Source organism: Kitasatospora sp. NPDC048545 (genome assembly GCF_040651155.1).
In the GTDB taxonomy this organism is placed as follows: domain Bacteria; phylum Actinomycetota; class Actinomycetes; order Streptomycetales; family Streptomycetaceae; genus Kitasatospora.
Genome location: NZ_JBEZIQ010000063.1, coordinates 30,422 through 53,091 on the forward strand (window position 1 = coordinate 30,422; position 22,670 = coordinate 53,091).

Here is a 22,670-nt window from a genome sequence, read left to right on the forward strand (position 1 = left end):
CGCGAGGCCCCGGTGGGGCCCCGGAGAGCGTCCTGGTGGTGGGCCTGATGGGGGGGCGGTGGGGGGCCGTCAGCCGACGGACTCCCACCAGCCGTCGAGCTCGGGCGGGTTGTCGACGTCCACCCGCTCGCCGGGGCGCGGCACGGCCAGCGGGACGGCGTGCTCCTTGGCCTCCTTCACCAGCCGCTCGACCGGCTCGGCCCACGGGTGCAGGCCGAGGTTGAAGGTGCACCAGTGGACGGGCACCAGCAGGCCGGCGGAGAGGTCCCGGTGGGCGAGGACGGCGTCCTCGGGGGTCATGTGGATGTCGGCCCAGGCCGCGTCGTAGGCGCCGATCTGGACCAGCGCGGCGTCGAACGGGCCGTGCCGCTCGCCGATCCTGGCGTAGCCCTCGAAGTAGCCGGAGTCGCCGGTGTAGAAGACCTTGCGGTTCGGGCCGGCGATCACCCAGGAGCCCCAGAGGGTGGTGTTGCGGGTCAGGCCGCGGCCGGAGAAGTGGTGCGCCGCGGTCAGGGTGAGCACCAGCTCGCCCAGGTTGCAGGTCTCGTCCCAGTCCAGCTCGATGATGCGGTGTTCCGGGACGCCCCAGCGGCGCAGGTGGGCGCCGATGCCGAGCGGCACCGCGAAGGGCGCGGACTGGCTGCGCACCAGGCGCTTGACCGTGGCCATGTCCAGGTGGTCGTAGTGGTCGTGCGAGATCAGTACCGCGTCGACCGGCGGCAGCTCCTCCAACTCGACCGGCACCGGGTGCAGCCGCTTGGGGCCGATGTGCGCGGCGGGGGAGCAGCGGTCGCTCCAGATCGGGTCGAGCAGCACCCGGAAGCCCTCGACCTCGACGAGCACGGAGGCGTGCCCGTACCAGGTGATCTCCACGCCCTCGGCGGCCGGACCGGGCGGGGTGGCGGGGCGGACGGTCGGCACCGGGTGGGCGGGGACGCGGCCCTCGCGCTCGAACAGCATCCGGCGGGCGGTGGCGCCGTCGAAGCCCGGGGCCCCCGAGGTGCGGGCGAGGGTCGAGGGCGCGTTGTGGAAGACGCCGTCGCGGTACTGCGGGGAGTTGCGCACCCGCTCCTCGCGCTCGCCGTCCGGCCGGCGGCCGAACGCCGCCGGCAGGTCGCGCAGCGCCCAGGCCGCAGCGCCCAGGCCGGCCGCCAGGGCGGTGAGGGTCAGCAGTCGTCCGCGTCGGGGGGTGCCCCCCGGCCGTGCCTTGGTCATCCGCTCTGCCTTCGTCGCTCGCCGGAATTGGTCGGGGTGAACCGTACGACAGGTCCCCGGCCGGTCCCCACCACGGGGCAACGGGTGCGGCCGCCCGTGTTGTTCCCGCACAGTGGCCCCGATCCGGGCCCGGCCGGGGCCTGGGCGGTGTCGCCGGGCCGGGCCGGAGAGGCGGGGGCGGATTGTCGGATTGCGACAGTTCCTTCGGTGCGGCGCTGTGGGAGCCCGATGCGCCGCCACCGTCGACCGCCCGATAGCGTCACACTGCGTACGCATTCCGACGTACGCGCTCACACACGGAGAGAGGTGGATCGTTGAGCCGCTCGGTTCTCGTCACCGGAGGAAACCGGGGCATCGGCCTCGCGATCGCCCAGGCCTTCGCCGAGGCGGGCGACAAGGTCGCCATCACCAGCCGCTCGGGCGAGGTGCCCGAGGCCCTGGAGAAGTACGACGTCCTCGCGGTCCGCTGTGACATCACGGACGCCGCGCAGGTCGACGCCGCCTTCACCGAGATCGAGCAGAAGCACGGCGCGGTCGAGGTGCTGGTCGCCAACGCGGGCATCACCAAGGACACCCTGCTGCTGCGCATGTCGGAGGAGGACTTCACCTCCGTCGTCGACACCAACCTGACCGGCACCTTCCGGGTGGTCAAGCGCGCCTCCAAGCTGATGATGCGCGCCAAGAAGGGCCGTGTCGTCCTGATCTCGTCCGTGGTGGGCCTGTCCGGCTCGCCGGGCCAGGCCAACTACGCCGCCTCCAAGGCCGGCCTGGTGGGCTTCGCCCGGTCGCTGGCGCGCGAGCTCGGCCCGCGCAACATCACCGTCAACGTGGTCGCCCCCGGCTTCGTCGACACCGACATGACCGCCGTGCTCAGCGACGAGCGCCGCGCGGAGATCGTCGCGGGCGTGCCGCTGGGCCGCTACGCGGCGCCCGCCGAGGTCGCGTCCACCGTGCGGTTCCTCGGGTCGGACGAGGCCGCGTACATCACCGGAGCCGTCATTCCCGTCGACGGCGGATTGGGCATGGGTCACTGATCATGAGTGGAATCCTCGAAGGCAAGCGGATCCTGATCACCGGCGTGCTGATGGAGTCCTCCATCGCGTTCCACACCGCCAGGCTCGCGCAGGAGCAGGGCGCGGAGATCATCCTCACCGCCTTCCCGCGCCCGAGCCTGACCGAGCGGATCGCCAAGAAGCTGCCGCACCCGGTCAAGGTGCTGTCGCTGGACGTCTCCAACCCGGAGGACCTGGCGGGCATCGCCGACCAGGTCCGCGAGACCCTGCCGACCCTGGACGGCATCGTCCACTCGATCGGCTTCGCCCCGCAGGACGCGCTGGGTGGCAACTTCCTGGACACCCCGTGGGAGTCCGTGGCCACCGCGATGCACGTCTCGGCGTACTCGCTGAAGTCGCTGACCATGGCGCTGCTGCCGCTGATGCAGGACGGCGGCTCGGTCGTCGGCCTCACCTTCGACGCGCAGTACGCGTGGCCGCAGTACGACTGGATGGGCCCGGCCAAGGCCGCCCTGGAGTCGACCAACCGCTACCTGGCCCGCTACCTGGGCTCGCGGGACATCCGCTGCAACCTGATCTCGGCGGGCCCGATCGGCTCGATGGCCGCCAAGTCCATCCCGGGCTTCGGCGACCTGGCCGACACCTGGAACCACCGCTCCCCGCTGAAGTGGGACCTGAGCGACCCGGAGCCGGCCGGCCGCGGTGTCGTCGCGCTGCTGTCGGACTGGTTCCCGAAGACCACCGGCGAGATCGTCCACGTCGACGGTGGTCTGCACGCCATCGGCGCCTGACGCCCCGCCCGTACGCCGCTGCCCGGCACCCCTCCCGCAGGGGGGTGCCGGGCAGCGGCGTTCCCGCGTTCCCCCGGGGCTCAGGACTCGGCGGTCGCGCAGGCGCCGATGGCGCGGCCGGCCTCGACCGAGGCGCGCTGGGCGTCGCCGGCCCGGATGGCGTCCAGGATCGTGTCGTGGCCGATGTAGCGCTCGGCGATCAGCTCCGGGCCGACGTCGTGCCGCAGGTGCGCGCGGGTGACCTCGCCGAGGTCGGCGTAGACGGCGAGCAGCACGTCGTTGTGGGCGGCCGCGACCACGGCCTGGTGGAAGGCGGCGTCGGCCTGGACGAAGTCCTCGGCGTCACCGGAGTGCCAGGCGCCCTCCCGGCGGGCCAGGGCGCCGTCCAGCAGCTCCAGGTCGCGCCCGGTGCGGCGCTGGGCGGCCAGGCCGGCCGCCGAGGTCTCCAGTGCCGCCCGCAGCTCGGCGACCTGCGCCTGGTCGGCGTCGGCGAAGCGGCGGTGCATCACCCCGGCCAGTTCGCTGGTGGCCAGCACGTAGGTGCCGGAGCCCTGGCGGATGTCGAGCAGGCCGTTGTGGGCGAGGGCGCGGACAGCCTCGCGCACGGTGTTGCGCGCGACGCCCAGCTGCTCGACCAGGGCGGCCTCGGTGGGGATGCGCGAGCCCACCGGCCACTCCCCGGAGGTGATCTGGGCGCGCAGCTGGGCGATCACCTGGTCGGACAGCGGGGTGCGCCTCGGCGAGGACAGCGCCACGGGGACTCCTTGCGACTACGGCTCGGGGCGGCCTGGGTGGAACGTGGCCGTCGGATGAACGGTCGGCACATCATGCCAATTCCAGGGTGCATCAATTCATCCCATCATTCTATGATGGCGCACATGCCCGCAGCAGAGACCACCGCTTCCCCGCGGAACCAGGCCAGGCCGCAGACCGAGCGGCCCGCCGACCCCGCCCCTTCCACCTCCTCCTCCACCGGCCGCCTGGGTTGGCTGTTCGCCGTCGCGATCGCCGCCGCCGCCTTCAACCTGCGCCCCGTGGTCACCAGCCTCGGGCCGCTGCTCGACCAAGTCCGAGCCGACCTCGGGATGAACCCGACCCTCGCCGGACTGCTCACCGCGGTCCCCTCGCTGTGCTTCGGGCTGTTCGGCTTCGCCGCACCCACGATGGCCCGGCGGATCGGCCCGATCGCGGTGATCACCGCGGGCATGGCCGCGATCACCGCAGGCGTGCTGGCCCGCTCCTTCGCCGGCGGCACCGCGGTGTTTCTGCTGCTGACCGCGCTCGCCCTGGCCGGCGTGGCCGTCTCCAACGTGCTCATCCCGGTGGTCATCAAGCGCTACTTCCCGGAGAAGGTCGGCCCGATGATCGGCCTGTACTCCATGGCGCTGTCCGCCGGCACCGCGCTGGCCGCCGCCGTCACCGTGCCGCTGACCGCCTCCCTCGGCGGCGACTGGCGCTTCGGCCTGGGCATCTGGGCGGGCCTCGGCACCCTGGCCCTGCTGCTCTGGCTGCCGGTGCTGATCACCAGGCGCGAGCGCGGCGAGCGGGCGGGCGGCGCCGCCGTCCCCGCCAAGCTGCCGATCACCCGCAGCCGCACGGCCTGGGCGCTGGCCTGCTTCTTCGGCCTCCAGGCCACCGGCGCCTACGTGGTGATGGGCTGGCTGCCGAAGATCTTCCAGGACGCCGGCATCGACAAGGGCACCTCAGGGGTGCTGCTCGCCGTGACCATGGTGATCGGCGTGCCGGTCTCCTTCGTCCTGCCCAACCTGGCCGCCCGCCGCGGCGACCAGCGGCTGTTCGTGGTCGTGCTGGCCTCCTGCGGCATCGCCGGGTACGCCGGGCTGGCACTGGCCCCGGCCGGTGCGCCGTGGGTCTGGGCGGTCCTGGTGGGCCTGTCCAACTGCGCCTTCCCGCTGGTGCTGACGATGATCGGGCTGCGCGCCCGGACCGCGGGCGGGGTGGCGCAGCTGTCCGCCTTCGCCCAGGGCGTCGGCTACCTGATCTCCATCCCGGGCCCGATCCTGATCGGCCGGATCTACCAGGTCACCGGCGAGTGGTACGGGCCGCTGGGCTTCCTGGCGCTGCTGCTGGTGCCGCAGATGCTGTTCGGTCTGCGGGCCGCGATGGCCCGGCACATCGAGGACGAGGCGGTCCGCCCGGCGGAGCCGGTCAAGGCCTGACGCCCGGGCCCCGGCGTCGAGCGGCCGTGGCGCGGTCGGCCGGGGCGCGGAGTGGCCGGGGTGCCGGAGGTCAAGGGCCGGCTGCGAAGGTCAAGGGCCGGCCAAGGCGGCGGGGGCGCCGCAGGACGGGCGTGTTCGGGGTGGGAGAATTCCCGACATGCCCGTTCTCGACCCGAACCCGACCGACGGCCGCAAGCAGCTCGGCCGTATCGCCCTGGCCTTCGGCGCCATCGTGGTGCTGGTGGCGGTCATCGCCTCCGTCGCCACCTCGATGGGCTGACGACCGTCCGGCCCGGTGACCGCTGGGCCGTCCGCCTGGCGGCTGTCCGGGCCGACGCCCGTCCGGGCCGACGGCCGTCCGACCGCCGTCCGACGTCCCGGTGAACGGGCCATGATGGCACCCGACACCCGGGGGAGTGGCGGCAACCGGGAGCGTCGCGCCACCCGGCGGCTTTTCTGCCAAGCTTGCTGGGTATGAGCGCCGACACGCCCCGCAGGATCATCGTTCTCCGTCATGCCAAGGCCGACTGGCCGAACGGCGTGGACGACCATGAGCGGCCGCTGGCCGACCGGGGCCGCCACCAGGCCCCGGACGCCGGCCGCTGGCTGGTCGACTCCGGCATCAACCCCGACTACGTGCTCTGCTCCACGGCCCTGCGCACCCGCGAGACCTGGAAGCTGGCGGCGCACGAGCTGCCCAAGCGGGCCCGCAAGACGGTGTACGAGGACCGGGTCTACGAGGCCAGCCCCGGTGAGATCATCGCCGTCCTCCACGAGACCCCGGAGGAGTACGCGGACGTGGTGCTGGTCGGCCACAACCCCGGCGTGCTGGGCCTGACCCAGGTGCTGGCCGGGGACGCGGGCGACCGGGACGCGCTGGAGCGGCTGCGGCTCGGCGGCTTCCCGACGGCGGCGATCGCGGTGCTCAGCTTCGGCGGCTCGTGGAAGGGCGTCGAACCGGGCGTGGCCGAGCTGGTCTCGTACTACACGCCGCAGGACTGACCGGAAACGTACGGGAGGGGCGCGCGGACCGGATCCGCGCGCCCCTCCCGTACGTCCGCAGGCCTCCTCGGGCGGGCCCTGCTGGGTCTGTCGTCCGTCGCCGCCGGTGACGCCCTCGGTGCACGACGGCCGGCGGTCGCCCGGCCCCGGTCACCCGGCCCCGGTCACTCGTCCTCGGTCACTCGTCCTCGGTCGGGGTGCCGTGCAGCGCGTCGGCCGCCTCGACCTCCTCGCGGGTGATGCCCAGCAGGTACAGCACGGTGTCCAGGAACGGCACGTTCACCGCCGTGTCGGCCGCCTCGCGCACCACCGGCTTGGCGTTGAACGCCACCCCGAGCCCGGCCGCGTTCAGCATGTCCAGGTCGTTGGCGCCGTCGCCGATCGCCACCGTCTGCTCCAGCGGCACCTTCGCCTGCTCGGCGAAGCGGGCCAGCCAGCGGGCCTTGCCGGCCCGGTCCACGATCTCGCCGACCACCCGGCCGGTGAACCTGCCGTCCACCACCTCCAGGGTGTTGGCCGCCGCGAAGTCCAGCCCCAGCTGCTCCACCAGGTGGTCGGTGACCTGGGTGAACCCGCCGGACACCACCGCGACCTGGAAGCCGAGGCGCTGCAGCGTGCGGATCAGGGTGCGCGCCCCCGGCGTGAAACGGACCTCCGCGCGGACCTTCTCGGTCACCGAGGCGTCCAGCCCGGCCAGCAGCGCCACCCGGGCGTGCAGCGACTCGGCGAAGTCCAGCTCGCCGCGCATCGCCGCCGCCGTCACCTCGGCGACCTGCTCCTCGCAGCCCGCGTGGGCGGCGAACAGCTCGATCACCTCGTCCTGGATGAGCGTGGAGTCGACGTCCATGACCACCAGGCGCTTGGCCCGGCGCTCCAGCCCGGCCGCCACCACCGCGACGTCCACCCGCTGGGTGGCCGCCTCCTGCGCGAGTTCGGCCCGCAGCTCCTCGGTGGCCACGCCGGAGACGGCCAGCTCGACCGCCGTCACCGGGTACTTGGCGAGCCGGAAGACACGGTCGATGTTGCCGCCCGCCGCGGTGATCCGGGAGGTCAACGCGGAGACGGCGGCGGCGGTCAGCGGGTGGCCGAGCACGGTGACGTGCGAACGGCCCTCGCGGCGCGGCCGGTTGTCGCCGATGCCGGAGAGGATCTCGGCCTGGAGCTTCTGCTCGTCCGCCCAGCGGTGGACGGTGGCCCGCAGTCCGCCCTCGGCACCGGCCGCGGGGGGTGGGGTGACCAGGGCGCACAGCGTGATGCGGCCACGGGTCACGACCTGCTCGATGTCGATGACGTCGACGCCGAATCCGGCCAGCGTCGCGAAGAGGCCGGCGGTGATACCGGGGCGGTCCTTGCCGAACACCTTGACGAGCAGGGTGCGCTCGTCCGCGGTCCGGGGCTGGGCGGCGGGGAGGGGCTCAGCGGCCAGGGGCGATGCGTTCATGGTGTGTCCCACGCTACCCGTCGGCGGGTGGCCCGAGGGCACCCGTCCCACCTCGCGGGACGCCGCGGGCCCGCGCTCCGGTAGCAGCCTGGTCACAGTCACCCGGGGTGACTTTCATCGGCGGTCGACGGGCTGGAATGATTCCCCCCGTCAGTCACAGGAACATCGCACCCCCGGCCGGGGGCCACAATTCGGGGGAACCGAGAGAGCGGGGCAGGCGCGCAGTGCCGCAACTCGTCATTGAGATCAACGGACAGCAGCGGACTCTGGAGCCCGGGCGGTCCTACACCATCGGGCGCAACCCGCAGTCGGACTTCCCGTTCGACGACGCCAGGGTCTCCTGGCACCACGGGACCATGAGCTTCAACGGCAGCGGTTGGCAGCTGGACGACCACGGCAGCACCAACGGGACGTACGTGGCCGGAGCCCGCACCACGCAGGCCCAGTTGTTCCCCGGAGCCGTCGTCAACCTGGGCAACCCGGAGAACGGCCCCCGGCTCGGCTTCTCCGCGCCCGCGCACGCCGCCCCGCACGCCGCCCCTATGCACGAGGCCGCCACCAGCCGCGGCCCGGTGCCGCAGCCGCAGCAGCCGGGCTGGCAGCAGCAGGACCCGTACCAGCAGCAGCAGCCGCCGCAGCAGCAGGCCTGGGCCGGTCAGCCGCAGGCCCAGCAGCCCTTCCCGCAGCAGCAGTACGCGCCGCAGCCCCAGCAGGGCGGCTTCCCGCAGGACCAGGGCTTCCCGCGGGACCAGGGCTTCCCGCAGCAGCAGGGTTTCCCGCAGTCCCAGCCGCAGCCGCAGCCGCAGCACGATGGTGGCGGCCCGCAGCCGACCATCATCCGCAGCCTGACCTCGGGCATGAACACCGTCCGGATCGGTCGCGCGCTCGACAACGACATCGTGGTGTCCGACCTCCAGGTCTCCCGCCACCACGCCGAGCTGCGCCAGCTCCCGGACGGCCGCTACGAGATCGTCGACCTCGGCAGCCACAACGGCATCTTCCTCAACGGCCAGCGGGTGCAGCGTCAGCTGATGGGCCCGCAGGACCGGCTGACCGTCGGCCACTCCGGCTTCGTGCTGGTCGGCGACCAGCTGCAGGAGTTCGTCGACACCGGCGCGGTCTCCTTCTCCGCCCGCCACCTGACCGTCGAGGTCGAGCACAAGGGCGCCAAGAAGGTCCTGCTCAACGACGTCAGCTTCGGCGTCCCGGAGAAGTCCCTGGTCGCGGTCATCGGCCCGTCCGGCTCCGGCAAGTCGACCCTGCTGCGCGCCCTCACCGGCTACCGCCCCGCCGACCGCGGCGAGGTGCTGTACGACGGGCGCAACCTCTACAAGCAGTTCGCCGAACTCCGCTCCCGCATCGGCCTGGTGCCGCAGTCCGAGATCCTGCACCGCGAGCTCACCGTCCGGAAGGGCCTCAAGTACGCGGCCCGGCTGCGCTTCCCCGGCGACACCGAGGCCCGCGAGCGCGACGCCCGGATCGACGAGGTGCTGTACGAGCTGCGCCTGGACAAGCGCGCCGACAACAAGATCACCGCGCTCTCCGGCGGCCAGCAGAAGCGCGTCTCGGTCGCCCTGGAACTGCTCACCAAGCCGTCGCTGATCTTCCTGGACGAGCCCACCTCGGGCCTCGACCCGGGCATGGACCGCGAGGTCATGCAGATGCTGCGCGGCCTCGCCGACGACGGCCGCACGATCCTGGTCGTCACCCACTCGGTGGCCGAACTTGCGCTCTGCGACCGGCTGCTGGTGATGGCGCCGGGCGGCGCGGTGGCCTACTTCGGCCCGCCGGACGAGGCGCTGCACTTCTTCGGGTACGAGACCTGGGCGGACGTCTTCCAGGCCTTCGAGAACTACCCGGAGCACGACTGGGCCGGCCGCTACCGCGGCTCGGTGCACTACCAGCAGTACTCCGCGCCCACCGTCGAGGCGGGCGAGGTCCAGCACGTGCAGGTGGCCCAGGAGGCCGTCAAGCCGCCGAAGCCGCAGAGCTGGGGCTCCCAGCTGTGGACCCTGATGCGGCGCTACATGTCCGTGCTCGCCTCGGACCGCGGCTTCCTCGCCCTGTCGGTGCTGCTGCCCGCGGTCATCGGCGCGGTCAGCGTGCTGATCCCCAACGCACCGGGGCTCGCGCCGAACCCGAAGTCGCAGCTGGGACTGAACAGCGGAGCCGCGACGATTCTCCTGATCCTGGCGATCGGGGCCTGTTTCTCCGGCGCGGCCAACTCCGTTCGAGAACTGATCAAGGAACGGGCGATCTACGAACGGGAACGGGCCACCGGGCTCTCCCGGTCGGCGTACATGATGTCCAAGATCATCGTGCTGGGCTTCTTCAGCGTGATCCAGGGCGCCATCATCTCCGCCGTCGGCTTCCTGCCGCGCAAGCTCCCCGAGCACGGCCTGATCGTCAAGAACCTGCCGATCATCGAGATGACCATCGGCATGATCCTGCTGAGCTTCGCCGCGATGATGTTCGGCCTGATGATCTCCGCGCTCGTGAAGACCGCCGAGAAGACCATGCCGCTGCTGGTCATGTTCGCCATCGTCCAGGTCGTCTTCACCGGCTGCCTCTTCCAGATCTTCGGCAAGCCCGGTCTGGAGCAGGTCGCCTGGCTGATGCCGGCCCGCTGGGGCACCGGCATCGTCTCCAGCACGCTCGACCTGTCCAAGCTCATGGGCCCCTGGAACAAGGACTTCCAGCACCCGGACTACGACCCGCTGTGGAAGCACACGGTGGCCCAGTGGGCGATCGACGCGGGCGTGCTGATCGTGATCTCGATCCTCATCGGCATCCTCGTCACCCGGCTCCAGCGCCGGCACGAGCCCGAGGTCATGCAGAAGGGCTGAGCCCCGGAGGGGCCGAGCCCGTCCTGAACCGCCGAGGGGCGGCCCTCCCGAACGGGAGGGCCGCCCCTCCGCCGTTCGCCCGCCCGCTCCGACCGCCGGTTCGCCGGTTCGCCCGGCTCCGGACCGCCCGCCCACCCCCGGACCGGAGGACCGCGGGCCCGGCTCCGGTCGGGCCCAGTGGCCTAGGTCCCCGGACCTGCGTCCGGGGCGGCCGCAGGCGGACGCGGCCGCCCCGGACGCGGCGGTAGCTTGGCGGTATGCCCAGCACTACCGGAGACCCCCTGGCCCACCGCGGCCCGCTGCCCGCCTGCGACCCGTGCCTGTCCGGGATCGAGGCCGTCAGCCAGGCGCTGCTCGCGATGAGCCGGCACCTGGAGGTCCGCGAGGTGCTGCGCCGCATCACCGCCTCCGCCCGGGAACTGCTCGGCGCCGAGTACGCGGCCCTCGGCGTGCCCGACGACCACGGCGGCTTCGCCCAGTTCGTGGTCGACGGCGTCACCGACGAGCAGTGGCGGGCCATCGGCCCGCTGCCCCGCCAGCACGGCGTGCTCGCCGCGATGCTGCACGAGACCGGGCCCACCCGCCTCGCCGACGTCCGCCGGGCACCCGCCTTCGGCGGCTGGCCCTCCGCCCACCCCGAGATGGACGCCTTCCTCGGCATGCCGATCCTGGACACCGACGCGGCCGAGGACGAGCCGCAGGTGATGGGCGTCATCTTCCTCGCCAACAAGCGCGGCGGCGGCCTCTTCACCGATCACGACGAGGAACTGCTGCGGATCCTCGCCGCGCACGCCGCCCTCGCCCTGTCCAACGCCCGGTTGTACGAACGCAGCCGCGAACTCACCCTGGCCGGCGAGCGCGCCCGGATCGCGCACGACCTGCACGACGCCGTCTCGCAGAAGCTCTTCTCCCTGCGCCTCACGGCCAAGGCCGCCGCCAAGCTCGTCGACCGCGACCCGGCCCGGGCCCGCGCCGAACTCGCCGAGGTCGCCCGGCTGGCCGCCGAGGCCGCCGACGAACTGCGCGCCGTCGTCGTGGAACTGCGCCCCGCCGCCCTGGAGGAGGACGGACTGAGCGCCACCCTCGCCTCCCAGGTGCAGGTCCTCGACCGGGCGCACACCGCCGACGTCGCCTTCGCCGCCGACGGCGTCCGCGCCCTGCCGCCGGCCCAGGAGGCCGCGCTGCTGCGGGTCGCCCAGGAGGCGCTGCACAACGCGCTGCGCCACTCCGGGGCCGGCCGGGTCACCGTCACGCTGGCCGGGACGGCCGCGCGCGGCGCCGTGCTGCGGGTGCGCGACGACGGGCACGGCTTCGATCCCGAGTCCGTGCGCCGGGCCGGGCGCCACCTCGGCCTGGCCTCGATGCGCGACCGCGCGGCCGCCGTCGGCGGCACGCTCACCCTGGAGTCGGCCCCCGGCCGGGGGACGCTCGTCGAGATGGAGGTCCCCGGTGCCTGAGAGCACACCGTCGATCCGCGTCCTGCTGGTCGACGACCACCAGGTGGTCCGGCGCGGACTGCGCACCTTCCTGGAGGTCCAGGACGACATCGAGGTGGTCGGGGAGGCCGCCGACGGGGCGGAGGGCGTCGAACGGGCCCGCGAACTGGACCCCGACGTCGTCCTGATGGACCTCAAGATGCCCGGCGTCGACGGGATCGAGGCGCTGCGCACCCTCAAGAGCGAGGGCAGCCGGGCCCGGATCCTGATCGTCACCAGCTTCACCGAGCACCGCACGATGGTCCCCGCGCTGAGGGCCGGCGCCGCTGGGTACGTCTACAAGGACGTGGACCCGGAGGCGCTGGCCGGGGCGATCCGCTCGGTGCACGCCGGCCACGTGCTGCTCCAGCCGGAGCTGGCCGAGGCCCTGCTCTCCGACGAGGGCCCGCGCGCCCCACAGGGCCGCGGCGGCACCCTCACCGAGCGCGAGCGCGAGGTGCTCGGCCACATCGCCGACGGCCGCTCCAACCGGGAGATCGCGCGCAGCCTGCACCTGTCGGAGAAGACCGTGAAGACCCACGTCTCCAACATCCTGATGAAGCTGGACCTCGCCGACCGCACCCAGGCCGCGCTCTGGGCCGTCCGCAACGGAGAGGCCCGCGAGGCCGCGCCGCGGGCGTGACGGGCCGGCGGGCCGTGCCCGGGGGGTCGGTTTCCGGCCAGCTACGGGGGCGGCGGTCCCCCGTACGGCGGCGGCCCGTCCCGCGAGCCCTCAGCGGGCCTCGCGCTCGTCCACCAGGGCGTTGTAGGCGGCCACCTGGGCCCGCCGGGCGGTGCGCCGCAGCGGGGCCAGGACGGACTGCCGCGCGGCCATCTCGGAGGCGCTGACGGCCGCGCCGTGGCCGCCGGAGGCGATCGACAGCAGCGCGGACACCTGGCGGGCCGACTCCAGCACCCGGACGGCGCGCGGCGGGTACCCGGGCGCGAGCAGTTCGGCGTGCCCGCGGCGGCGGTAGGCCTCCAGGGCGCGGACGGTCTCCGGCCCGGCACCGGCCACGTCGAGCCGGGCGAGCAGCACGGTGGCCTCACGCAGCCCGTCCGCCAGCTCGCGCTCGGCCTCGTTCAGCGACGGCACGTCCGCCGGCGGTGTGTCGTTCACCTCGCCGCAGCGCCACAGCACGGTCGCCGAGCGGTCCCCGGCCGGTCCGAAAACCTCGACCTCCGGCACCAGCCCGAGCGGCGCCCCCACCGCCAGGACGGCCTCGCCCGCGGCCATGGCGCGCTCGTTGAACGGTGCCGGGCCGGTCAGTCCCAGCGGGTGCCCGGCCGACGGCAGCGCGAGGCGCAGGCCCGTCACGCCGAGCACCCGCAGCCGCCCGAGCGCCCAGGTCAGCCCGTGCCGCTCGTCCGGCCCGTCCCCGGGCAGCCCGGTCACCCGGTGGCCCTCGTCGGCGCCCAGTACGGCCGCGGCGGCGTTGTCGGGCGGTACCAGGCCCGCCAGCAGGGCGTTGCCCCAGGCGGCCAGACGCCCCGAACGGGGCTCTTCGTACGGATTGTCGGCAGGAGTCGCGAGCATCCGGCCAGCCTACGGAATCGGCGGTCATCCGCGTGGCGTAGGTTTGCCCATGCGTGTGCGGCGCACCCACCCCGTGCCCACCGGCTGCCGGAGTCGGCGTGCCGCCCGCACCGACGGCCGAGAATCTTGTTTTTTGGGGAAGGCATAGGCATGAGCGACGTGCTGGAGCTGGTGGACGTATCCGTGGTCCGGGAGGGGCGCGCGCTGGTCGACCAGGTCTCGTGGTCCATCTCCGAGGGTGAGCGCTGGGTCATCCTGGGCCCGAACGGCGCCGGCAAGACCACCCTGCTGCAGATCGCCTCCTCCTACCTGTTCCCGACCTCGGGCAAGGTCAGCGTGCTGGGCGAGAAGCTGGGCGAGGTCGACGTCTTCGAGCTGCGTTCCCGGATCGGCCTGGCCGGCGCCGCCATGTTCGACAAGCTGCCGGCCGAGCAGACCGTGCTGCAGACCGTGCTCACCGCCGCCTACGGCATGACGGTCAGCTGGCAGGAGAGCTACGAGCAGTCGGACGAGTCCCGCGCCCTCGCGCTGCTCGACCGCCTCGGCATGTCCAACCTCACCGGCCGCAAGTTCGGCACCCTCTCCGAGGGCGAGCGCAAGCGCACCCTGATCGCCCGCGCCCTGATGACCGACCCGGAGCTGCTGCTGCTCGACGAGCCCGCGGCCGGCCTGGACCTCGGCGGCCGCGAGGACCTGGTCCGCCGGCTCGGCGCGCTCGCCCAGGACGAGTTCGCGCCGGCGATGGCGATGGTCACCCACCACGTCGAGGAGATCGCGCCGGGCTTCACCCATGTCCTGATGATCCGCCAGGGCAAGGTGCTCACGGCCGGCCCGATCGACACCGAGCTGACCGCCCGTAACCTCTCCAAGTGCTTCGGCCTGCCGCTCACCCTGGAGCGCCACGGCGACCGCTGGTCGGCCCAGGGCCTGCCGCTGGGCTGAGGCCCCGTCCGCCCCTCCCCGCCCCTCCGTCACCCGTCCCGGCGCGCTCGCCGTGCCCGTCCTCCGGAAGGCCGTCGGAACCGGTCGCACGTGCGACCGGTTTCCGCCCCTCGACCTGCGGGAACTGTCCGCCTCGAAGGCCTTCGCTCCCTAGGATGGACGTGTGGACAGCTGGATCTGGTGGCTCCTGGCCGCCGCGGCGCTCGGCATACCGCTGGTACTCACCGCGATGCCGGAGTTCGCCATGTTCGCGGTCGGAGCGCTGGCCGCCGCCGGCGTGGCCGGACTGGGCGGGGGAGTGGTCCTGGAGACCGCCACCTTCCTCGTGGTCTCGGTCGCGCTCGTGGCCTTCGTCCGCCCGATCGCCTACCGGCAGCTGCAGAAGGGCCCGCACATCAAGATGGGCATCGAGGCGCTGCACGGCGCCACCGCGGTCGTCGCGGAAACCGTCGACGGGGAGGGCGGCCGGATCAAGCTGAACGGCGAGATCTGGTCGGCCCGCGCGCTCCACCCGGACCAGGTCTACCGGCCCGGGCAGCAGGTCGACGTCGTCGAAATCCAGGGCGCGACCGCCCTGGTCGTCTAGGGGAGAGTCCGTGGAACCCGTCCTTATCGTCCTGGTCGTCCTGGTCGTGGTGGCCTTCATCGCGCTGATCAAGACGATCCAGGTCATCCCACAGGCCAGCGCGGCGATCGTGGAGCGCTTCGGCCGCTACACCCGGACGCTCAACGCGGGGCTGAACATCGTCGTCCCGTTCATCGACCGCGTCCGCAACCGGATCGACCTGCGCGAGCAGGTCGTGCCGTTCCCGCCACAGCCGGTGATCACCCAGGACAACCTGGTCGTCAACATCGACACCGTCATCTACTACCAGGTCACCGACCCCCGGGCGGCCACCTACGAGGTCGCCAGCTACATCCAGGCGATCGAGCAGCTGACCGTCACCACGCTGCGCAACATCATCGGCTCGATGGACCTGGAGTCCACGCTGACCTCCCGCGAGGTCATCAACGCCGGCCTGCGCGGCGTCCTGGACGAGGCCACCGGCAAGTGGGGCATCCGGGTCAACCGCGTCGAGCTGAAGGCGATCGAGCCGCCGACCTCCATCCAGGACTCGATGGAGAAGCAGATGCGCGCCGACCGTGACAAGCGTGCCGCGATCCTCACCGCCGAGGGCCAGCGCCAGGCGCAGATCCTCAAGGCCGAGGGTGAGAAGCAGGCGGACGTGCTCAGGGCCGAGGGTGAGGCGCAGGCCGCGGTGCTGCGCGCCGACGGTGAGGCGGCCGCGATCCGGACGGTCTTCGAGGCCATCCACGACGGCGACGCCGACCAGAAGCTGCTCGCCTACCAGTACCTGCAGACCCTGCCCGAGCTGGCCAAGGGCGACTCCAACAAGCTGTGGATCATCCCCAGCGAGGTCGGCGACGCACTCAAGGGCCTCGGCGGCGCATTCACCGGCCTGACCGGCAACGGCGGCGGGATCAACGGCGGCGCGGTCGCGGCGCCGAGCGTCCCGAAGCCGGCCCCGGCCACCCAGGTGCCGATCGACCCGGCGTCCGGGCCGCGGCCGGTGGACACCGACAAGGGCGCCGCCCGCCCCCGGGTGGACCCGACCCGGGAGTACCCCAAGATCGACCCGGAGTGAGTTCGCCCGGGTGAGCCGGCCCGGACGAGTGGCCGAGTCGTCCGACGCCGAGGGCCCGCCGCCGTACGCCTCCCGTACGGCGGCGGGCCCTCGCGGTTCCGGCGGGCCCGTTCGGGGACGGTGTGGTGTACGTCCCGAATCGTGGGCGGGCCTGGTCGGGCGGGAGGGCGGTCCGGCATGATCCCCTCGGACAGGACCGAGAGGAGAAGTGACCCATGACGCTCTGGGAGGCGGTCGCCGTTCTGGTGGCCGGGGTCGGCGCCGGGATGATCAATGTGATCGTCGGCTCCGGGACCCTGATCACCTTCCCGGTCCTGCTCGCCGTCGGCATCCCGCCGGTCACCGCCAACGTCTCCAACTCCTTCGGCCTGGTGCCCGGTTCGCTCAGCGGCGTGATCGGCTACCGCCGCGAACTCGCCGACCAGGGGCGCCGGGTGCTGCGCCTGGGTACCGCCTCCCTGCTCGGCGGTCTGCTCGGCGCGATGCTGCTGATCAAGCTGCCCAGCGGAGCCTTCGACGCGATCGTCCCCGCGCTGATCCTGCTGGCGCTCGTCCTGGTGGTGGTCCAGCCCCGGGTGGCGAAGGCCGTCGCGGCCCGCCGCCGGCCGGGCGGCGATCCGGACGGCGGCGCGCTGCTGCTGGCCGGGGTGTTCCTCACCGGCATCTACGGCGGGTACTTCGGCGCCGCGCAGGGCGTCCTGCTGATGGCACTGATGGGCATGCTGCTGCAGGAGGACCTGCAGCGGATCAACGGGGTGAAGAACGCCCTGGCGATGATCGTCAACGCCGTCGCCGCACTGTTCTTCCTGTTCACCTCGACCGTGAACTGGGCGGCGGCCGGGCTGATCGCGGCGGGCTCGCTGGTCGGCGGACTGGTCGGCGCCAAGGTCGGCCGCCGCCTGCCGCCGGCCGCGCTGCGCGGGGTGATCGTGGTGGTCGGGCTCGCGGCCGTCACCAAGCTGCTGGTGGGCTGAACGGCCGTGCGGCGGTGAGGTCGTGTGGGCGTGCGGTGGTGAGGTCGTGCGGCTGTGAGGTCCTGCGGTCGTGGAGCCGTGTGGATGTCGGATCGTCGGAAAGTCGGAGGAGTAGGCCATGGCCCTGGAGATGCGCGAGAGCTGCGAGCGCTGCGCGGTGTCGCTGACCGGCGACGGCGCCGCCTCGATATGTTCCTACGAGTGCACCTTCTGCCCGGACTGCACCAGGGCCATGGCCGGCGCCTGCCCCAACTGCGGCGGCGAACTGGTGGACCGTCCGCGACGGAAGGCCGCCTGACCGGCAGCCCGGAACGCCGGGGACTCCCGGAACGTCCGGACTCCCGGGCCACTCCGGACGACTCCGGACCACTTCGGATCGACGACCCACCAGGAGCGCAGCGATGAGCAACAGGGCACGGCTGAGCGAGGACGAGATCACGGCGGCCCTGGCGGCGCTGCCGCACTGGACCCGGGAGGGCGACAGCATCGCCCGCAGCGCCGACGCCCCGGACTTCCCGGCGGGGATCCGGGTGGTCGCCGCCGTCGCCGAGCAGGCCGAGGCGCTCGACCACCACCCCGACATCGACATCCGCTGGCGCACCCTGCGCTTCGTGCTGTCCACCCACAGCGCCGGCGGTCTCACCGGCCTGGACTTCACCCTGGCCGCCCGCATCGACGAGGCCCTGCGCGCCGAGTCCGCGGCCTGACGGCACCGGGCCGGGCGGCGAGAGCGTACGCCCAGGGCCCGGGTCGCCCCCCTGGACGGGCGTGAGATGCTGACTGCCGCATCGGCTGGCAGGTGGCTCGGGAGGGACGGATCGGATGGCGCAGGAGCCCTTCGGAGACGCCCACACCGGGCAGCAGCCCTGGTACCCCCAGGCACGGCCCGTCCAGGACGGGCCGGACCGGCAGGACGGCGGGCACTACGGGCAGCAGCCGCAGGACCAGGCGCACTGGCAGCAGCACACGGGCTACGGCGCGGCCGGGTACGGGCAGGCCGGGTACGACCAGAACGGGTACGACCAGAACGGTTACGGGCAGACCGGGTACGGACAGGTCGGCTACGGACAGGTCGGCTACGACCAGAACGCTTACGGGCAGGCCGGGTACGACCAGTACGGCTACGGGCAGGCCGGGTCGGGGCAGACCGGCTACGTCGAGGGCGGCCACGTTCCCGGGCAGCCGGGACAGTACGACGGCCGGCCGCAGTACCAGCCGCTGCCGGAGTACCCGCAGTACGAGCAGTCCCCGCAGCACCCGCAGTCCCCGCAGTACGAGCAGCCTCCGCAGTACCCCGAGCAGGCGCAGCAGCAGTACGTGCCGTACGCCGCTCCGGAGCATCGGTCCGTAGGGGACGCGCTGTACGTTCCGGCGGGTGCGGAGTACTCGGTGGACGGCTACGTGCACCTCGATGACGCCGAGCCGGAGCCGGTGCCCGTTGCGGAGAAGGGCCCGGAGAAGGGCCCGGAGAAGCGCCCGAGGAAGGCGCCGACCGAACCCACGACCCCCGAGGCCGGTTCCGCCAGGCGGACCCGGACCGCCGGCCGCCGGGGCGGTGACGGCGGTCCCGGTACCGGAGCGGGTTCGTCGTCCGGCTCGGACAACGGCTCGGGCAACGGCTCGGGGAACAGTCCGGAGAACGGCTCGGGAGACGGCTCGCAGGGCGGCTCCTCGCTCTCGGCCCGGGCCCGCAAGGCCGCCGACGCGGTGCTGACGGGGGAGCACGTGCCCAGCCGGAAGGCCCTGCTGGTGCGGGCCGGTGCCGGGGTGGCCGCGCTGGGGGTGCTGGTGGCGGCCGGACTGATGGTCGGCGCCGAGGGTGGTGGCAGCGCGGCCGCGAGCAGCGGCGGCGAGCCCGGTTTCACGGTGGCGCACACGCGGGCGTGGTCCGCGCAGCCCGCCGCGGCCGGGCAGTCCGCGGGTGACGACACGCTGGTCGGCAGCTGGCTGCTGGCTGACGCGGTGGTCCGGGCCGACGGCTCCGGGGTGCGCGCGTACGACCGTGCGGGCGGCAAGCAGACTTGGTCGGTGGAGCCGCCGGCCGCCGGGGCCGTCCCGTGCGGGCTGTCGGCGGGCGTGAACCGGGCGGGCCTCGGCGCGGCGCTGTTCCGTCCGCAGGCGGACCCGAAGAGCCCCTGTTCGATGGTGGCCGTCGTGGACACCAAGACCGGCAAGACGGCCTGGACCAAGGGCCTCTCGGACGCCAAGGGCAGCTACTCCGCGCGGGTCGGCGTCACCGAGGACAAGGTGGTCGCGATCGGCGACGACCGGGTGGTGGCCTGGGAGTCGGCGGACGGGAAGGACGTCTGGCAGTACACCGGCCAGGGCAAGTTCTGCACCCTCTCCGGCGGCGTCAGCGGCAAGACCGTGCTGGTCGCCTCCTCGTGCGCCGACTCGACGCCCGCCGACCAGGCCGTCTCGCTGAACATCGCGGACGGCAAGGTCGGCTGGTGGCGGGGGCTGAACAACCAGCCGAAGACGGTGACCGTGCTGTCCGCCGAACCGGCCGTGGTCCTCACCACCGGTGACAAGCCGGAGAACGACCGGGTGTTCGCCTGGGGCGCCGCCGGCGACCCGGCCGCCGAGATCCCGGTCGTCACCGACGGCGGCCGCCTGGACGTCGCCCACGGAACCTTCGCGGCCACCCCCGAGGTGTTCTTCGAGGGCCGCACGATGGTCGCCACCCTGACCCCGGCGAACGGCAGCGGGCCGACGGCCGCGGTCGGCTACGACCTGGACACCGGCAAGCAGCGCTGGAAGGTCCCGACCGTCGCCAAGGGCACCGTCCGGGCGGTCGGCGTCGACGGCGGCTCACTGGTGCTCGCCGCCGACGAACGCCGCGACCAGCCCGCCCACCTCACCCGGTTCCCGCTGACGGGCGGCCAGGAGGCGGCCGGCGGCAACTTCCCGCCGGGGACCGGCTCGCTGCTGGTCTCCGGACGGGTGCTGATCGGCGGTGGACAGGTGGTCGTGGTGCCCGAGCACTCGACCAACTACGGCACGGCGGCCGGGTACCAGGCGAAGGACTGAGACGGCCCCGCGCACCCGTCCCGGACGGCTACGCGGCCGGGACGGGCAGGCCCGGCACGGGCGGCAGCCAGTCGGCGAGCTCACGCGCCTCCGAGCCGCGCAGGCCGAGCGCCAGCATCAGGCTCGCCTGCGGGGTCGGTACGAACGGGCGGCGCAGCAGCTTCATCCCGGCCTGCTCCGGTGTCCGATCGGCCTTGCGCTGGTTGTCCTCCGCGCACGCGGCCACGGTGTTCAGCCAACTGTCCGCACCACCGCGCGACTTGGGGTGAAGGTGGTCGACCGTGGTGGCCCGCCGCCCGCAGTACGCGCAGATGTGCTGGTCCCTGGCCAGGACACCCCGCCGCGACCACGGAGCCTGTTGTCGGAACGGCACCCGTACGTACCGTTGCAGTCTGATCACCCTCGGCACCGGGACCGCGACGCCTGTCCCCCGGATCGAGCGCAGCGGGTGCGCCTGCTCCACCACCGCCTTGTCCTGGAGCACCAGGACGACGGCGCGCTGGAGCGACACCGTCGTCAAGGGCTCGTAGCTCGCGTTCAGAACCAGCGTGTTGCGCACTCGGCACACCCTTCCCACAGGCGTGCCACGGCGGCACGACCGTCTCCACACACGTCACTGCCGCCGCGCGGCGGTGACACCACTCTGAATGGGCACACAGCCGACGAACAACGGAATTTCCGGTATCGCGGAGGGGCCGGCGGGAGTGGGCCGGCGCGACCGGAGGGGTGCCTCGGGGAAAACTCGCTGGCCGGAACCGCGTAGGCTCTAACAGGCTGGAGTCGCACCGACCCGGGGCCCGACCGAATCGGGCCGCCACCGGCCGGGCGCCCGATAGAAGGAGAAGCGTGACCGTGACGGACATCGTCGACGAGCTGCGGTGGCGTGGGCTGATCGCCCTGTCCACCGACGAGGACGCACTGCGCAAGGCGTTCGCGGACGGCCCGGTCACGTTCTATTGCGGCTTCGACCCGACGGCCCCCAGCCTGCACCTCGGCAACCTGGTGCAGATCCTCACCATGCGCCGCATCCAGCAGGCGGGGAACCTCCCGCTCGGCCTGGTCGGCGGTGCCACGGGCCTGATCGGCGACCCGAAGCCCACCGCCGAGCGCGTGCTCAACGACCCCGAGACGGTGGCCGGCTGGGTGGAGCGCCTGCGCGGCCAGATCTCGCGCTTCCTCGACTTCGAGGGCCCGTACGCGGCACGCATGGTCAACAACCTGGACTGGACGTCCGGGATGTCGGCGATCAGCCTGCTGCGCGACGTGGGCAAGTACTTCCGGGTCAACAACATGATCGCCAAGGAGGCCGTCGCCCGCCGGCTCAACTCCGACGCGGGCATCAGCTACACCGAGTTCAGCTACCAGATCCTGCAGGGCATGGACTACCTGGAGCTGAACCGCCGCTACGGCTGCTCCCTGCAGACCGGCGGCAGCGACCAGTGGGGCAACCTGACCGCCGGCACGGACCTGATCCGCAAGGCCGACGGCAAGTCCGTCCACGCGCTGGCCACGCCGCTGATCGTCAAGGCCGACGGCACCAAGTTCGGCAAGACCGAGTCCGGCACGGTCTGGCTCGACCCCGAGCTGACCACTCCGTACGCCTTCTACCAGTTCTGGCTGAACGCGGACGACCGGGACGTCTCCAACTTCCTGCGGATCTTCAGCTTCCGCTCGAAGGAGGAGATCGAGGAACTGGAGCGCGAGACCACCGAGCGCCCCGCCGCCCGTCTTGCCCAGCGCGCCCTCGCCGAGGAGCTCACCACCCTCGTCCACGGTGCCGAGCAGTACGAGCGCGCGGTCGCCGCTTCCAAGGCGCTGTTCGGACAGGGTGACCTCGCCGACCTGGAGGCCCCCACCCTGGCCGCCGCGCTGGCCGAGGTCCCGAAGGCCGAGGTGTCCGAACTCCAGCCGGTGGTCGACCTGTTGGTGGCCGTCGGCCTGGCGCCGAGTCGATCGGCCGCCCGCCGGACGATCAAGGAGGGCGGTGCCTACCTCAACAACGTCAAGGTGACGGACGAGGAGGCGGTGCCGACCGAGGCCGACCTGCTGCACGGCCGTTGGCTGGTGCTGCGGCGCGGCAAGCGGAACCTGGCGGCTGCGGAGCTGGTCTCCGCCGGCTGATGCGCAGGGTCGACCCGATCGACCTGCTCGGCCGACGAGCCTGGCTGAAAGTACACCCGCTCTGAGCTGCGACTTCGAGCACCGAGGGCCGGATCTGGACAGATCCGGCCCTCGACGTTTGACGAGGCCGCCCGGGTGGCCTAGTGTTGAACGAGTCGCTGGAGCGGCCACCTCTTTCAGCAAGACCCACTCTCACACTTCCGAGCCCATTCAATTGGGTTCATTGGCGTTTTTGTCAATCGGTGTGGGTGTGAATTTCGAGTAACTCTCGGAATGCGCTAACGTGGTGGACGTCGCAGAAAGCGGCCCGACCAGTTCGGAAAATCGGATGAATGAAACTCCGGAAAACGGAGCGGAAAACGTCTGATAAGCTGGAAACACGAAAGAACGAAGCCCGGAGGGCCTGCTGGAAGGCAGTCCGAAGGAAGCGTCCGTTCCTTGAGAACTCAACAGCGTG

General features: G+C 72.7%; 22 protein-coding genes. 16 read left to right on the plus strand and 6 right to left on the minus strand.

Going from position 1 to position 22,670, the window contains the following annotated elements:
* Positions 1–69: 69 nt before the first annotated feature.
* The gene (locus tag AB0D10_RS38470; protein WP_360265171.1) at positions 70–1,215 is read right to left on the minus strand and encodes an MBL fold metallo-hydrolase; all 1,146 of its coding nucleotides are present in this window, start codon (positions 1,213–1,215) and stop codon (positions 70–72) included.
* Between the two features lie 314 nt (positions 1,216–1,529).
* Here AB0D10_RS38470 and fabG point away from each other — a divergent pair, with 314 nt between their 5' ends.
* Both fabG and fabI read left to right on the plus strand, forming a co-directional pair.
* Complete coding sequence (fabG, locus tag AB0D10_RS38475; protein WP_360265174.1) at positions 1,530–2,249, plus strand: 3-oxoacyl-[acyl-carrier-protein] reductase; 720 nt, start codon at positions 1,530–1,532, stop codon at positions 2,247–2,249.
* A gap of 2 nt (positions 2,250–2,251) precedes the next feature.
* A complete protein-coding gene (gene fabI, locus AB0D10_RS38480) occupies positions 2,252–3,019 on the plus strand; it encodes an enoyl-ACP reductase FabI (RefSeq protein ID WP_360265176.1) in 768 nt (255 codons plus the stop codon).
* 80 nt (positions 3,020–3,099) lie between these two features.
* Here fabI and AB0D10_RS38485 read toward each other — a convergent pair whose 3' ends face one another.
* A complete protein-coding gene (locus AB0D10_RS38485) occupies positions 3,100–3,774 on the minus strand; it encodes a FadR/GntR family transcriptional regulator (protein ID WP_360265179.1) in 675 nt (224 codons plus the stop codon).
* Between the two features lie 123 nt (positions 3,775–3,897).
* On the opposite strand from AB0D10_RS38485, the gene AB0D10_RS38490 reads away from it, so the two are divergent.
* The 3 genes from AB0D10_RS38490 to AB0D10_RS38500 all read left to right on the plus strand — a co-directional run bounded on the left by AB0D10_RS38490 (position 3,898) and on the right by AB0D10_RS38500 (position 6,201).
* On the plus strand, positions 3,898–5,199 hold the full coding sequence (locus AB0D10_RS38490) for an MFS transporter (RefSeq protein ID WP_360265182.1): 1,302 nt from the start codon (positions 3,898–3,900) through the stop codon (positions 5,197–5,199).
* 157 nt (positions 5,200–5,356) lie between these two features.
* Positions 5,357–5,479 (plus strand): SGM_5486 family transporter-associated protein, encoded by a 123-nt coding sequence (locus AB0D10_RS38495; RefSeq protein WP_360265184.1) that lies wholly within the window; start codon positions 5,357–5,359, stop codon positions 5,477–5,479.
* 194 nt (positions 5,480–5,673) lie between these two features.
* Positions 5,674–6,201: a histidine phosphatase family protein gene (locus AB0D10_RS38500; protein ID WP_360265187.1), complete on the plus strand. Its 528-nt coding sequence runs from the start codon at positions 5,674–5,676 to the stop codon at positions 6,199–6,201.
* Between the two features lie 178 nt (positions 6,202–6,379).
* On the opposite strand, the gene serB is transcribed toward AB0D10_RS38500, so the two are convergent.
* A complete protein-coding gene (gene serB, locus AB0D10_RS38505; protein ID WP_360265189.1) occupies positions 6,380–7,642 on the minus strand; it encodes a phosphoserine phosphatase SerB in 1,263 nt (420 codons plus the stop codon).
* Positions 7,643–7,866: 224 nt separating this feature from the next.
* Between serB and AB0D10_RS38510 the strand changes: the two genes are divergently transcribed.
* The 3 genes from AB0D10_RS38510 (at position 7,867) to AB0D10_RS38520 (ending at position 12,606) form a co-directional block, all read left to right on the plus strand.
* Positions 7,867–10,488 (plus strand): FHA domain-containing protein, encoded by a 2,622-nt coding sequence (locus tag AB0D10_RS38510; protein WP_360265192.1) that lies wholly within the window; start codon positions 7,867–7,869, stop codon positions 10,486–10,488.
* Positions 10,489–10,847: 359 nt separating this feature from the next.
* The gene (locus AB0D10_RS38515; protein ID WP_360265228.1) at positions 10,848–11,945 is read left to right on the plus strand and encodes a GAF domain-containing sensor histidine kinase; all 1,098 of its coding nucleotides are present in this window, start codon (positions 10,848–10,850) and stop codon (positions 11,943–11,945) included.
* Entirely contained in the window at positions 11,938–12,606 is a 669-nt protein-coding gene (locus tag AB0D10_RS38520) for a response regulator transcription factor (protein WP_360265195.1), read from the plus strand. The genes AB0D10_RS38515 and AB0D10_RS38520 overlap by 8 nt, the downstream gene beginning before the upstream one ends.
* Positions 12,607–12,696: 90 nt before the next feature.
* Here the strand turns inward: AB0D10_RS38520 and AB0D10_RS38525 are convergent, their stop codons facing one another.
* The gene (locus AB0D10_RS38525) at positions 12,697–13,500 is read right to left on the minus strand and encodes a hypothetical protein (RefSeq protein WP_360265198.1); all 804 of its coding nucleotides are present in this window, start codon (positions 13,498–13,500) and stop codon (positions 12,697–12,699) included.
* A gap of 150 nt (positions 13,501–13,650) precedes the next feature.
* On the opposite strand from AB0D10_RS38525, the gene AB0D10_RS38530 reads away from it, so the two are divergent.
* From AB0D10_RS38530 to AB0D10_RS38560, 7 genes are all read left to right on the plus strand, one after another.
* Positions 13,651–14,442, plus strand: a complete 792-nt coding sequence (locus tag AB0D10_RS38530) for an ABC transporter ATP-binding protein (RefSeq protein ID WP_360265201.1) — start codon at positions 13,651–13,653, stop codon at positions 14,440–14,442.
* Between the two features lie 163 nt (positions 14,443–14,605).
* Positions 14,606–15,028, plus strand: coding sequence for an NfeD family protein (locus AB0D10_RS38535; protein WP_360265204.1), 423 nt, complete (start codon positions 14,606–14,608; stop codon positions 15,026–15,028).
* A 10-nt stretch (positions 15,029–15,038) separates the two neighbouring features.
* Positions 15,039–16,088 carry an SPFH domain-containing protein gene (locus AB0D10_RS38540; RefSeq protein WP_360265207.1) on the plus strand — a complete coding sequence of 350 codons (1,050 nt, stop codon included), beginning with the start codon at positions 15,039–15,041 and terminating at the stop codon, positions 16,086–16,088.
* Between the two features lie 215 nt (positions 16,089–16,303).
* Entirely contained in the window at positions 16,304–17,062 is a 759-nt protein-coding gene (locus AB0D10_RS38545) for a sulfite exporter TauE/SafE family protein (protein ID WP_360265209.1), read from the plus strand.
* Positions 17,063–17,180: 118 nt separating this feature from the next.
* Complete coding sequence (locus tag AB0D10_RS38550) at positions 17,181–17,360, plus strand: DUF1272 domain-containing protein (protein WP_360265212.1); 180 nt, start codon at positions 17,181–17,183, stop codon at positions 17,358–17,360.
* Between the two features lie 103 nt (positions 17,361–17,463).
* Entirely contained in the window at positions 17,464–17,769 is a 306-nt protein-coding gene (locus AB0D10_RS38555; RefSeq protein WP_360265215.1) for a 4a-hydroxytetrahydrobiopterin dehydratase, read from the plus strand.
* Between the two features lie 115 nt (positions 17,770–17,884).
* Positions 17,885–20,092 carry a PQQ-binding-like beta-propeller repeat protein gene (locus AB0D10_RS38560; protein WP_360265218.1) on the plus strand — a complete coding sequence of 736 codons (2,208 nt, stop codon included), beginning with the start codon at positions 17,885–17,887 and terminating at the stop codon, positions 20,090–20,092.
* A gap of 28 nt (positions 20,093–20,120) precedes the next feature.
* Here the strand turns inward: AB0D10_RS38560 and AB0D10_RS38565 are convergent, their stop codons facing one another.
* Positions 20,121–20,651, minus strand: a complete 531-nt coding sequence (locus AB0D10_RS38565; protein WP_360265221.1) for an HNH endonuclease — start codon at positions 20,649–20,651, stop codon at positions 20,121–20,123.
* 293 nt (positions 20,652–20,944) lie between these two features.
* On the opposite strand from AB0D10_RS38565, the gene tyrS reads away from it, so the two are divergent.
* Positions 20,945–22,213 (plus strand): tyrosine--tRNA ligase, encoded by a 1,269-nt coding sequence (tyrS, locus tag AB0D10_RS38570; protein WP_360265231.1) that lies wholly within the window; start codon positions 20,945–20,947, stop codon positions 22,211–22,213.
* Positions 22,214–22,423: 210 nt separating this feature from the next.
* Here the strand turns inward: tyrS and AB0D10_RS38575 are convergent.
* A partial coding sequence (locus AB0D10_RS38575; protein WP_360265223.1) for a hypothetical protein occupies positions 22,424–22,670 on the minus strand: 247 nt, incomplete at its 5' end.